10 protein-coding genes are annotated in these 11,917 nt (G+C 64.6%); 5 read left to right on the top strand and 5 right to left on the bottom strand.

Annotated elements, in window-relative coordinates:
- The first annotated feature begins 186 nt into the window (after window positions 1-186).
- Window positions 187-561, top strand: coding sequence for a hypothetical protein (locus tag F6S12_RS26480; RefSeq protein ID WP_019094398.1), 375 nt, complete (start codon window positions 187-189; stop codon window positions 559-561).
- A gap of 36 nt (window positions 562-597) precedes the next feature.
- Here F6S12_RS26480 and F6S12_RS26475 read toward each other — a convergent pair whose 3' ends face one another.
- The 4 genes from F6S12_RS26475 to F6S12_RS26460 form a co-directional block, all read right to left on the bottom strand.
- The gene (locus F6S12_RS26475; RefSeq protein ID WP_161467094.1) at window positions 598-1,638 is read right to left on the bottom strand and encodes a DUF6602 domain-containing protein; all 1,041 of its coding nucleotides are present in this window, start codon (window positions 1,636-1,638) and stop codon (window positions 598-600) included.
- A 16-nt stretch (window positions 1,639-1,654) separates the two neighbouring features.
- Window positions 1,655-2,761 (bottom strand): DNA alkylation repair protein, encoded by a 1,107-nt coding sequence (locus tag F6S12_RS26470; RefSeq protein ID WP_161467093.1) that lies wholly within the window; start codon window positions 2,759-2,761, stop codon window positions 1,655-1,657.
- Between the two features lie 284 nt (window positions 2,762-3,045).
- A complete protein-coding gene (locus tag F6S12_RS26465) occupies window positions 3,046-4,869 on the bottom strand; it encodes a monovalent cation:proton antiporter-2 (CPA2) family protein (RefSeq protein WP_011060792.1) in 1,824 nt (607 codons plus the stop codon).
- Window positions 4,870-5,041: 172 nt separating this feature from the next.
- Window positions 5,042-5,932, bottom strand: a complete 891-nt coding sequence (locus F6S12_RS26460; protein WP_011060793.1) for a LysR family transcriptional regulator — start codon at window positions 5,930-5,932, stop codon at window positions 5,042-5,044.
- A 170-nt stretch (window positions 5,933-6,102) separates the two neighbouring features.
- Here F6S12_RS26460 and F6S12_RS26455 point away from each other — a divergent pair, with 170 nt between their 5' ends.
- The 4 genes from F6S12_RS26455 (at window position 6,103) to F6S12_RS26440 (ending at window position 11,338) form a co-directional block, all read left to right on the top strand.
- Window positions 6,103-7,185, top strand: coding sequence for a 4-oxalomesaconate tautomerase (locus F6S12_RS26455; RefSeq protein WP_077933913.1), 1,083 nt, complete (start codon window positions 6,103-6,105; stop codon window positions 7,183-7,185).
- A 41-nt stretch (window positions 7,186-7,226) separates the two neighbouring features.
- Window positions 7,227-8,552 carry a C4-dicarboxylate transporter DctA gene (gene dctA, locus F6S12_RS26450; RefSeq protein ID WP_011060795.1) on the top strand — a complete coding sequence of 442 codons (1,326 nt, stop codon included), beginning with the start codon at window positions 7,227-7,229 and terminating at the stop codon, window positions 8,550-8,552.
- A 135-nt stretch (window positions 8,553-8,687) separates the two neighbouring features.
- The gene (locus F6S12_RS26445; protein ID WP_123430963.1) at window positions 8,688-9,992 is read left to right on the top strand and encodes a CitMHS family transporter; all 1,305 of its coding nucleotides are present in this window, start codon (window positions 8,688-8,690) and stop codon (window positions 9,990-9,992) included.
- Between the two features lie 92 nt (window positions 9,993-10,084).
- Window positions 10,085-11,338, top strand: a complete 1,254-nt coding sequence (locus F6S12_RS26440; protein ID WP_315869487.1) for an OprD family porin — start codon at window positions 10,085-10,087, stop codon at window positions 11,336-11,338.
- A gap of 5 nt (window positions 11,339-11,343) precedes the next feature.
- Here F6S12_RS26440 and F6S12_RS26435 read toward each other — a convergent pair.
- Window positions 11,344-11,917: M48 family metalloprotease (locus F6S12_RS26435; RefSeq protein WP_315869486.1), on the bottom strand; the 574-nt coding region annotated here is incomplete at its 5' end.

Below are 11,917 nucleotides of genomic sequence, written 5' to 3'. Positions count from 1 at the left end.
CCCTGGCCCAGCCAGGGGTGATTGCTTCGCTGATCTACGCCGGGGTGCATGGCGCCACCGACGATGTGATCGCCGCCGGCGAGGACGATGGCCGGGTCCTGGCCGAGGCCATTGTCCAGGCGTGCCTGCGCATGCTGGGCCTGCCTCCTTCTTGATGTTTCCACGGGTAAAAGGAACGACCCTGCAATGAAAAAGATCAACCTCATTCTCGGCGCCGCGCTGGCGCTGTACCTGGCGTACCAGGCCTATGGCTCGTTCTACTACGGCACGCCGTATCAGGGCCGCGACTACAGCGCCGACCAGGCCTTCTACTACCAGAAGTACCGCTTGTTCAGCTGGCGCACCTGGATTCCCACCATGACCATGCCCGGCGATGGCGACAGCTCGCGCTACAGCGTTGGCGGCTACCTGCGGGTGTTCAAGGCCGACGGCACGCTGGTAGGGCAGTCCTATGACGGCTGCATCGCGGTGGTGGAAGTGTTCTGGTACGACGACGCAGTGGGTGGCTTCGGCTGCAGCGAGCACTTGATCGCGCTGCCCACGAAGGCCACGACGGGCTGAGCGCCCAGTCGCGGTTTGCGGGCCCTGTCGATCGCTTCAGGCCCCGGCCTTCCACAAGCCGAACTTGCCCGCCAGATCCAGCTTGGGATCACGCACCCGGGTCAGGTTGATCGCAGCGCCGGACCAGCCGCCCTCCATCTCTTCAGTCAGGTGGTATTTCAACAGGTTGTACTGGATCGCCGTCCCCCCCAGTTGCTGGTAGCCGATGCGTGAGGTCACCGCCTCCAGCAAGCTGGAAATCAGGTATTGCAGCGGCGTTTCGTAGGCCTTGATGGCGATGCCGTAGTCGAAGCTCTCAGCGTTGCTTTCGCGAAAGCAACCGAAGAATTCCTGCTTGCTCATGCTGCTGGACATGGCCGTGTTGTAGCTCTGGCGACAGGCCTCCAGGTCGGCGGCGCCGGGCCGGGGCAGGGCCAGGTGGTTGTTGAGGTTCTTCAGGGTCACACAGCCCTGGGTGGCAATGACCTCGGGCATCAGGGTCACGTCCAGTTCGCCGGCACGGTCGGGGATGTTGTGCCAGGCGTTCAGGCTGTTGCGCAACGGCTCCAGGCTGCTGCCGGGGTAGCCTCGATACCCGTACACATAGGCTGGCGGCAGCACCAGGCCCATGACCGAATTCATCTGCGACACCGTCAGGTTCTGATAGTCGCGTCCATAGATGCGGGCGCTGTACTCGTCCAGGGAGTGGCGCAGCACCGAGGGCTTGAGGTTGCGCACCGACTTGCCGTTCTCCAGCGCCTCGAACAGGCTCTTCTGGTTGAGTTGGGACTTGACCTCCACGGTGGCGATCACCCCTTCGATCAGGTACACGTCCGCCGAGCCGAAGGTACGCAGCGTGGGGAAATCGTTGCGGTAGATGATCAGGTCGATCTGCTTGGAGATGCTCCCTTCGGAGTCGATGATCTGCCCGGCACCGATGCTGATGTTGCTCGGCAGAAAGCGCTTGAGGACGTCACGGATGAAACTCTCCCGGGCGTCACCGAGGACGCCGGAGTGGCTGGCGATGGTGCTGCTGACGCTGAAGCTGCTTTCCAGGACCCGGGCGATGGATTTCGCCCATTTGCTGATGATTGCCATGGGGCTTCCTTGGGGATCAGGGGACGAGCAAGTCGAAATGGCCTGTGGCCAGGGGTTCGCCGTTGACCAGCAATCGCACGCTGTGGCGCCCCGGATAGTGGCGGCGGGTGGTCAGTTCGCGGATCTGCTGGCTGCGGCCAAGCTCCACCTGGGCCAGGCCTTGCAGGGTGAAGGTCTTGAGCTTGAACACCTTGCTCGCGGTGGCGCCGGAGGCCTTGACGTAGTCGATGGCGTAATCCACCACCAGGCGCTGTTCGTGCGAGCAGGTGGAGACCAGGGTCAGGGACAGGTTGAGGCTGTCCCCCAGGCGCAATTGCCCGGGGGCCACCTGGAAGCGGCAAACCTGGACCTCGGCCCGGGCCCCGGCGCCGATCAGCGCCAGGGCCCGGCGGTCGCCCTGCTTGATCAGGCTGCGCAAGGCATGACGGGCGATCCAGGCACTGTGCGGCTGCTCCAGGGGCCAGCCTTCAAGACGTTCCAGGACCCACTGCGGGTGCTCTTTGGTGATGTCGTTGAGGTGGTTGGCCACCGACTTGCGCACGTACAGGCTGGGGTCATTGCGCAGGCGTTCGAGGATCGGCGCCGCCAGTTGCGGGTCGGCCTGCAACTGCTCCAGGCGGAACGACCAGGGCAGGCGCGGGCGGCTGCCTTCGCTGGCCAGGCGGCGTACGTGTTCATCGCTGTCCGTGGCCCACTCGTGCATCACGGCCAGCGTGCGCTGGCAGTCCTGGCGCAAGAAGTGGCGCACGGCGAACTCCGATGAGCCGAAGCCGGTGAAGTACTTCAGCGCCGCCATGGACAGCTCGAAGTCATGCAGGCCGTAGCTGGCCACGTAGTGGGGCAGGAAGATGCACACGAAGCGGCTGTTCAGGCGCGGCGCCAGGGCTTGCAGCAGCTCCAGGCTGCTGGGGTAGTCCAGGCCCAGTACCTGGTGCAGGCTCTCGCTGACCCGGGCCAGGCGCTGCATCAGCGACAGCTCGGCGAGGCCGTGGCCGGCCCGTTGCAGGAACCCCTGGCGGTCGAAGGCCGGGTGCACCGCGTGCATGGCGTCGGCGATATGCATCAGGCGCTGCTGGTTGAAGATTTCCTTGAGGGCGGGGGCCTGCTCTTGGGTAGAACTCATGGGGCGTATCCATTCAAAGCCGGGGCGGCGTCCACTCTACACGCCCTCTGCTGACAGAATCTGTCGGTAGCCGCCGGAGGGCGTGTTGCGTCATGCAGATCGTTTTGCGGTGTTGCTGAGGCCGCCTTCGCCGGCAAGCCGGCTCCTACGGTGTGTCGTGCCGGCCTGTAGGAGCTGGCTTGCCAGCGAAGGGTACACCACGGCCCTCAGATCATTCCCCGGCGTCCTTGAGACCGCCTTCGCCAGCAAGCCGACTCCTGCGAGGTGGCGCAGGGCCTGGCGCCTCAACGCATCGGCGGCAGCGGGCTTTCGATCTGTTCGTCCTGTTCGTCGGCTTCGAACAGCCGGGCCAGTTCGGCGCGGGCTTCCTGGGCGCTTTGCAGGACCTTGGCGGCGTCGTCGTAGACGGCATGCTGGGCCGCCAGCAGTTGTTCGTCGTGCTGGGTGAAACGCTGGATCCGCGAATCGGCCTGGGCCTGGCTCAAGCCCAGCCCCACCAAGGTGCGGCGGCTCATTTCCAGGCTGGAATAGTAGGTCTCCCGCACCGCCTGGGCCCCCAGGTCCACCAGCCGGTGCACGTGCTGGCGGTTGCGCGCCCGGGCGATGATCTTCAGGTGCGGGTAGAGCCGGCTGACCTGCTCGGCGGTCTTGATATTGGTTTCCGGGTCGTCGGTGGCAATGACGAAGTACTCCGCTTCGCCGACCTTGGCCGCGCTGAGGATCTCCGGGCGCAACGGGTCGCCGTAGAACACCGGCATGCCGCCGAAACTGCGGATCAATTCGATGGTTTCCACCGAAGTGTCCAGGGCCACGAAGGGCACTTTCTGTGCCCGCAGGATCCGCGCCACGATCTGCCCCATGCGGCCCATGCCGGCAATCACCACCCGCGGCCCGTCGGAATCGATCCGGCGGTACTCGGCGGGCATTTCCACCGGCTTGGCCTTGGGTTTCAGCCAGCGGGTGCAGGCCAGCAACAGCAGTGGGGTGAGGGCCATGGACAGGGTGATGGTCAGCACCAGCAGGTCATACAGGCGGGGCTCGAACAGGCCCTGGTCGCGACCGATCTTGAACACCACGAAAGCGAACTCGCCGCCCGCCGCCAGCACCACCCCGAGGCGCACCGCACTCTCGCGTCCCAGGCCACCGGCCAGGCGCCCGACCACGAACAGCAGCGGCAGCTTGAGGGCGATCAGCAGCAGGGTCAGGCCCAGCACCGCGATGGGCGCGCTGAGCAGCAGGCTGATATTGGCGCCCATGCCGACGCTGATGAAGAACAGCCCCAGCAGTAGGCCCTTGAAGGGTTCGATCTGTGCTTCCAGCTCGTGGCGGTATTCCGAGTCCGCCAGCAGCAGGCCGGCGAGGAAGGCGCCCAGGGCCATGGACACGCCCACCAGGTCCATCAGCCAGGCGGTGCCGATCACCACCAGCAGGGCAGTGGCGGTGGAGACTTCCGGCAAGCGGGTCTTGGCCACGATGCGAAACACCGGGCGCAGCAGGTAACGCCCGCCCACCACCACCACGGCGATGCTGCCCAGCACTTGCAGGCCGTGGCGCAGGTCCTCGGCGCTGCTGGTGTGGTGATCGCCGCCGGCCAGCACCGGGACCATGGCGATCAGTGGAATGGCGGCGATGTCCTGGAACAGCAGGATAGCGAAGGCCATGCGCCCATGAGGGCTGTTCAGCTCCTTGCGTTCGGCCAGGCTTTGCAGGCCCAGGGCGGTGGACGACAGGGCCAGGCCCAGGCCCAGGACAATGGCACTGTTGAGCGACTGGCCGAACAGAAACAGCGCCACCACGCCGATCAGCATCCCGGTCAGCAGCACCTGGGCCAGGCCGACGCCGAACACCGCCTTGCGCATCACCCACAGGCGCTTGGGCGAGAGCTCCAGGCCGATGATGAACAACAGCAGCACCACCCCCAGTTCGGAGATATGGCTGACGCTCTGGGGGTTGCCCACCAGGCCCAGCACCGAGGGGCCGATCAGCACCCCGGCCAGCAGGTAGCCGAGCACGGCCCCCAGTTGCAGGCGCTTGGCCAGGGGCACGATGAGCACGGCGGCGCAGAGGAACACGACGGCGGCTTGTAGCAGGTTGCCTTCATGGGGCATCGGGGGGACTCCAGGGAGAACGGGGCGCAGGTGATGATAAAGGCTCGTCGGTGACGATGAGCGGATTGGTATTGCCAGTCTGCGCCCGGATAAAAACGGCGTGGATGTTCTGAGACTGGCGGTGCGCCCTGCAAGGCACGTCGGAGTACGGGAGAGCAGGGGGGCGGGCGGGTCAGTGCGGCCACTGCTCCAGCAGAATCGAGACAAATTTTTCCGCGGCCGGCGATAGCGACGCGCCGCGCCGGGACACCAGCCCCAGGGTGCGATTGACCACGGGCTCGGTCAGCGGAACGCTGACCAGGGTCGGGTGATCGGCGGCCGGCATGGCCAGGCTCGGCATCGCCGAAACCCCGAGCCCGGCCTCCACCATGCCCAGTGACGTGGACAGGTGCTGCACCTCGTAGAACCACTGGGGACGCCAGCTCAAGCCGGACAGGGCATGGTCCAGCAACATGCGGTTGCCGCTCAGGCGACCGACGCCGATCAAGCGATAATCGCTGAGTTCCGACCAGGTCACCGAGCTGCGCTCGGCCAGTTCATGGTCGCGCCGGCAGGCCAGGACAAAGGGTTCGTTGACCAGGGGCACGAACTCGATGTCCGGGTGTTGGCCGCTCATCATGTTGATGCCGAAGTCCGCTTCGCCGCGCAGCACCGCTTCAAGGCCCTCGTTGGCGCTGAGGTCGAGCAGGCGGATGCGGATTTTCGGATAGCGCAGGTTATACAGGCGGATCACTGACGGCAGGAAGTAGAAGGCCGCCGTGGGGATGCAGGCCAGGGTCACCTGACCGATCTGCCGTTCTGCCAGCTCACGGATGTTGAGGATCGAGTCGTCGAAGTCGTCCAGCAGTCGTCGGGCCTTGGGCAGGAAGTCGCGACCGACGCTGGTCAGGCTGACCTTGCGCGTGGTGCGGTCGAGGAGCGCGGTGCCCAGGCCCTCTTCGAGCTTTTTCATACGTCGGCTCAGGGCGGGCTGGGACAGGTGCAAAGCGTCGGCGGCTTCGTGGAAACTCCCCAGTTCGGCGATTTTCACGAAAGATCTGATGTCCTGGAGCTCATATTCCATGCTGGTTTCTCAAGGCGGGCGTCGGGTGTGGCGGTGCCGGACACGATATTTAATTCATGCTCGTAACGCAATAATCTCTCTGATCTTTGCATTGGAAACACTTTTTAATCCCTGCCACTCTTGTGTCCAGAACATCAATTACCTCGATTGATCAACAAGAGTCAGTGTTCATGCAACGAATTCCTTGTGTGTTGATGCGCGGCGGCACCTCCAAAGGGCCGTTTTTTCTGGCCTGGGATCTGCCGGTGGCGGTGTCCGAACGTGATGAGCTGTTGCTCAACCTGATGGGCTCCGGCCATGAGCTGGAAATCGACGGCATCGGCGGTGGCAGCCCGCAAACCAGCAAGGTGGCGATCGTCAGTCCGTCGCTGCACCCGGACGCGGATGTCGATTACCTGTTCGTCCAGGTCATGGTGTCGCAGCGGCGGGTCGATACCGCGCCCAACTGCGGCAACATGCTATGCGCCGTCGGGCCTTTCGCGATCGAGCAGGGGCTGGTCAAGGCCACGGGGGCACAGACCCAGGTGCGGATTCGCAACCTCAACACCGGCACCCTGGTCAATGCCCAGGTCCAGACCCCCGATGGCAAGGTCAGCTACGAAGGCGACACCACCATTGACGGCGTGCCGGGCAGCGCGGCGCCGGTGGCCCTGACCTTTCTCGATGCCGCCGGCAGCAAGACCGGCCAGTTGTTTCCCACCGGCCGGCCTCAGGACCTGATCGACGGCATTGCCGTGACGTGCATCGACATGGCCATGCCCATGGTGCTGGTGCAGGCTGCCTGCCTGGGCAAGCGCGGCGATGAAACCCCGGCCGAGCTGGACGCCGACGCGGACTTTCTCAAGCGCCTGGAAAACCTGCGCCTGAAGGCCGGGCTGGCCATGGGCCTGGGGGATGTCAGCGACAAAGTGATTCCCAAGCCGGTCCTGGTGTCCCAGGCCCGGGCGGGGGGCACCCTCGCGGTGCGCTATTTCATGCCCCACAACTGCCATCGGGCCCTGGCCATCACCGGCTCCATCGGCCTGGCTACCGCCTGTGTCACCGCCGGCAGTGTGGCGGCCGAGATGCTGGGCGGGGTCCACGAACCGCGTCTGCAAAAGGTCCGTATCGAGCATCCCAGCGGGGCAATAGATGTCGTATTGTCCTACAGCGGAAAAAGCCCTGAGACCATCCGCGCCTCGGTGGTCCGCACCGCCCGCCGGTTGTTCTCCGGGTATGTCTACGCGCCGGCTTCACAGCGCCTGGCCGGTTAGTCGTTGCTGTCGACCCGCGTTGCATCAACACAATTCTAAAAATGGGTGATGCCATGAAAGTTGTTAAATCGCTCTATTTCCAGATCCTCTGCGCCGTGTTCCTCGGGGTCCTGGTGGGGCACTTCTGGGCCGCGCAAGCCATTGCCCTGAAGCCTCTGGGAGATGCCTTCATCAAGCTGATCAAGATGATGATCGCCCCCGTGGTGTTCTGCACCATCGTCACCGGCATCGCCGGCATGAGCGACAAGCGTTCCCTGGGGCGCCTGCTGAGCAAGACCATGCTGCTGTTCCTGGGCCTGACCCTGATCAGCCTGTTCATCGGCCTGGCGGCGGTCTACCTGTTCCAGCCCGGCGCGGGGATGAACATCGACCCCACCCGCTTGAGCACCCAGGGCCTGTCCCAGTACACCGATTCGGCGGCCAAGCTGGGGGTGGTGGAGTTCTTCATGCACATCATTCCCGAGACCTTTGTCGGTGCCTTCAACAAGGGCGAGGTGCTGCCGGTGCTGTTTATCGCGGTGCTGTGCGGGTTTGCCCTGTCGTCCCTGGGCGAGCGCGGCAAGCCGGTGCTGGTGGTGCTGGAGTCGGCCTCGCAGATGGTGTTCAAGATCTTCTCCTACCTGATGCGTTTTGCCCCCGTCGGCGCCTTCGGGGCCCTGGCCTTTACGGTGGGCCAGTACGGCATCACCTCCCTGGGCGCCCTGGCCAAACTGATCATGACCCTCTATGTCGCCTGCGGCTTCTTTGTCTGCGTCGTGCTGGGCGGCATTTGCCGGGCCAACGGCTTCAGCCTCTGGAAGCTGCTGCGCTACCTGCGTGAAGAGTTCCTGGTGGTGCTCGGCACCTCGTCCACAGAACCGGTGATGCCGCGCATGCTGGAAAAACTCCAGGCCCTGGGCTGCAAGAAGAGCGTGGTAGGGCTGGTGCTGCCCACCGGCTATTCGTTCAACCTCGACGGCACGGCGATCTACCTGTCACTGGCGGCGATCTTCATTGCCCAGGCGTGCAATATCGAGCTGAGTGCCGGGCAGGTGGTCACCATGCTGGCGATCATGCTGCTGTCGTCCAAGGGCGCCGCCGGGGTGACCGGCAGCGGTTTCGTGGCCCTGGCCTCGACCCTGACGGTGATTCATGACATTCCCCTGGCAGGCCTGGCATTGCTGATCGGTATCGATCGCTTCATGTCCGAGGCCCGGGCCTTGACCAGCCTGGCCAGCAACGCAGTGGCAACCGTGGTGATCGCCCTTTCGGAGCAGGCCTGCGACCGCCAGGTGCTGTTGCGCACGCTCGATGGCCAGCCGCTTGCGGCCCAGGCTGCTGCCGCCGATGACAGCCCAGCCGCCGCTCTGGCGAGCAAGCTCGGCTAGACCCGCCAAGCACCAGCGCTTTACCCCAAGTACCGACTCAACACCTGTGCCGGGCGCCCCTGAGGGGCGCCCGGTGCCCGGGTGGCCGCGCCTGCGTGCCGGTCACGCTCACCATAAAAACAAGAGAATCGACTTATGCTCGCCTTACTCGGCCTCGCCATGGTGGTGGTCTTCACCTTCCTGATCATGACCAAGCGCCTGTCGCCCATTGTGGCGTTGACCCTGGTGCCGATCGTTTTCGCGGTGCTCGGCGGGTTTGCCGGCAGCACCGGCAAGATGATGCTCGACGGCCTGAAAATGGTCGCGCCGTCGGCGGCGCTGTTGCTGTTCGCCATTCTGTTTTTCGGCTTGATGATCGATTCGGGGCTGTTCGACCCGCTGATCCGCAAGATTCTCAAACGGGTCAATGGCGATCCGACCAAGATCGCCATCGGCACCGCGTTGCTGTCGCTGGTGGTGGCCCTGGACGGTGATGGCACCACCACCTACATGATTACCTGCGCGGCCATGCTGCCGCTGTACAAGCGCATCGGCATGAACCCCATGATCCTCGCCACCATTTCCATGCTGTCCTTAAGCATCATGAGCGGCATGACCCCCTGGGGCGGGCCGGCCACGCGCGCCATCGCCGCCCTGGGCCTGGATGCCGGCGAGTACTTCGTGCCGCTGCTGCCGACCATGATCGGCGGCGCCGCCTGGGTGGTGTTTACCGCCTACCTGCTGGGCCGGGCCGAACGCAAGCGCATCGGCAATACCCAACTGCAAAGCGGCGGTGGCGACTGCTACATCAAGGCGATTCTCGAAGACACCCCTCACAAACGGCCCAAGCTGGCCTACGTCAATCTGCTGCTGGTGATGGCGGTGATGACCGCGCTGGTGCTGGGGCTGATGCACTCGGCGGTGCTGTTCCTGATCGGTTTTGTCCTGGCCTTGATGATCAACTACCCGCAGCTGGATATTCAGAAGGAGCGCATTCTCGCCCACTCGGGTAACGCCATGACCGTGGTGCTGCTGGTGTTCGCCGCGGGGATCTTCGCCGGGATTTTCTCCGGCACCAAGATGGTCGACGCCCTGGCGCAGACCCTGGTGGACTGGATTCCGCCGTCCTGGGGTCACCTGTTCCCGCTGGTGGTGGCGCTGACCAGCATGCCGCTGACCTTCGTCCTGTCCAACGATGCCTACTACTTCGGCGTGGTGCCGATCCTGGCCAACGCGGCGGCGGCCTATGGCATTTCCCCCCTGGAAATCGCCCGGGCCTCGATCCTCGGCCAGCCGGTGCACCTGATGAGCCCGCTGGTGGCCTCGACCCTGCTGCTGGTGGGCATGGTGGACCGTGACATTGGCGACTTCCAGAAAGCCACGGTGAAGTGGGCCGTGCTGACCTCTCTGGTGATTACCGCCCTGGCCTTGCTGACCGGCGCCCTGACCTTGTTCGTCTGATTCGTTCGAAACCCTCTTTGGTGGCCCGGCGCGCTTGTTTCAGGGGCGCCAGGGACAACTGCGCCTTGAATAACAATAACGAGAACTACCTCATGAGCTATTGGCACACTCGCACCTTGATTCTGTCCAGCCTGAGCCTGCTGCCCCTGGCGGCGGCCCAGGGCGCTGGCTTCATCGATGACAGCAGCCTCAAGCTGCAACTGCGCAACGTCTATTTCAACGAGAACTTCCGCGACGAACACGGGCTCAGCGCCAAGGCCGCGCGCACGGCCAAGAGCGAGCGCACTGAATGGGCCCAGGGTTTCCTGCTCGATTATCAGTCCGGATTCACCCCGGGCACCCTGGGGTTCGGGGTCGATGCCCTGGGACTGCTGGGGGTTCGGCTCGATTCCGGCAAGGGCCGCAGTGGAACGGGGCTGCTGCCGGTGCACGACGACGGTCGCGCCGCGAGCGAATTTGCCAGTGCCGGCGCCACGGCCAAGTTGCGGCTGGCCAAGACCACGCTCAAGTACGGCACCCTGCTGCCCAAGACCCCGGTGCTGGTCTACAACGATGCCCGTCTGTTGCCGCAGACCTATCAGGGCACCCAGCTCACCAGCACGGATATCGACGGCCTGAGCTTGACCGGCGGCTATCTGCAGCGCTTCAAACTGCGCGATTCCACCGACAGCGTGGGGCTGGCCCCCGACGGCTACAGCGGCGGCCAGTCCGGGGACTTCCGCTACGGCGGGGCCGAATACAAGTGGAGCAAGAGCCTGCGCCTGAGCTATTTCCATGGCGAGCTTGAGAACTTCTATCGGCAGGACTTCGTCGGCCTCCAGCATGACCTGGCGCTGGGGCGGGGCACCTTGACCAGCGACCTGCGCTACTTTCGCAGCGCCGATTCAGGCGCGGCCTTTGACGGCAAGATCGACAACCGCATGCTCAGCGGGCAACTGACCTACGCGATCGCCGGGCATTCCCTTGGCGGTGGTTATCAGCGTCTCAGTGGCGATGCCGGCTTGCCGTATATCAGCGGCGCCACGGTCTACTCCTTCAGTAACGCCGGCATCGGCAAGTTCATCGAAGAGGGCGAGAAGACCTGGATGCTCGGCTACGGCTACAACTTCGCTGGCCTCGGTGTCCCCGGCCTGACCTTCAGTTCCCGCTACCTGAGTGGCAATGGCGGCAAGTCCAGGACCCGGGTCGATGAGTGGGAGCGCGACAGCGAACTGGCCTATGTGCTTCAGCAAGGTTCGTTCAAGGGGCTGGGGGTGAAGCTGCGCAATTATGTGTATCGCTCCGACTACGCCCGTGGGCGGGACAGCAACCGCCTCTACATCACTTACGACATTGCCCTCTGGTAGGGCCCTTACAGCGGCTTGAAGCGCCCATCCCACTGCGGGTCCAGGCGCTGGATGCGCGCAGCCAGCGGTGGGTGGGTGGCCATCAGGCGGCCCAGGCGCAGTTTCACCCCCTGGTGAAAATACAGGTGGCTGTACTGCGCGGCGGCGAAGGCGCGCAGGCGCGAACCGGCGCTGCTGCCGCCGATCTTTTTCAGGGCGCCGGCAATGCCCTGGGGGTTGCGGGTGAACTGCACCGCCGAGGCATCGGCGAGAAACTCGCGCTGACGGCAGATGGCGGCCTTGATCAGGTTGCCCAGCAGGCTGCCCAGGGAACCGAAGACCAGCAGGGCCAGGCCCAGCACGGCGAAGATGATCTGCCAGAAGAAGCGGTGGCGGTCGCTGCCCAGGTGCTGCTTTTCAGCCTGGCGTAGCACCGCGATGCCCGCCAGGCTGAACACCAGCAGGCCGTTGATCACCGCCAGCAAGCGGGTGTTGAGGCGCATGTCGCCGTTGTGAATGTGGCTGAACTCATGGGCCACCATGCCCTGCAATTCGTCGCGGTCGAGGTGGACCAGGGCTCCGCGGGTGATGCCGAGCACC

This window comes from Pseudomonas sp. JV245A, assembly GCF_032424515.1.
Lineage (GTDB): Bacteria > Pseudomonadota > Gammaproteobacteria > Pseudomonadales > Pseudomonadaceae > Aquipseudomonas > Aquipseudomonas protegens.
The sequence above is the reverse complement of the archived record's forward strand: the minus strand, read 5'-3'. Positions and strand labels throughout refer to the sequence as shown.

Bases quoted from the DNA above. Each gene is read 5' to 3' on its own strand.
- F6S12_RS26480 (WP_019094398.1), top strand. From the start codon at position 187: ATGAAAAAGATCAACCTCATTCTCGGCGCCGCGCTGGCGCTGTACCTG.
- F6S12_RS26475 (WP_161467094.1), bottom strand. From the start codon at position 1,638: ATGGCAATCATCAGCAAATGGGCGAAATCCATCGCCCGGGTCCTGGAA.
- F6S12_RS26470 (WP_161467093.1), bottom strand. From the start codon at position 2,761: ATGAGTTCTACCCAAGAGCAGGCCCCCGCCCTCAAGGAAATCTTCAAC.
- F6S12_RS26465 (WP_011060792.1), bottom strand. From the start codon at position 4,869: ATGCCCCATGAAGGCAACCTGCTACAAGCCGCCGTCGTGTTCCTCTGC.
- F6S12_RS26460 (WP_011060793.1), bottom strand. From the start codon at position 5,932: ATGGAATATGAGCTCCAGGACATCAGATCTTTCGTGAAAATCGCCGAA.
- F6S12_RS26455 (WP_077933913.1), top strand. From the start codon at position 6,103: ATGCAACGAATTCCTTGTGTGTTGATGCGCGGCGGCACCTCCAAAGGG.
- dctA (WP_011060795.1), top strand. From the start codon at position 7,227: ATGGGTGATGCCATGAAAGTTGTTAAATCGCTCTATTTCCAGATCCTC.
- F6S12_RS26445 (WP_123430963.1), top strand. From the start codon at position 8,688: ATGCTCGCCTTACTCGGCCTCGCCATGGTGGTGGTCTTCACCTTCCTG.
- F6S12_RS26440 (WP_315869487.1), top strand. From the start codon at position 10,085: ATGAGCTATTGGCACACTCGCACCTTGATTCTGTCCAGCCTGAGCCTG.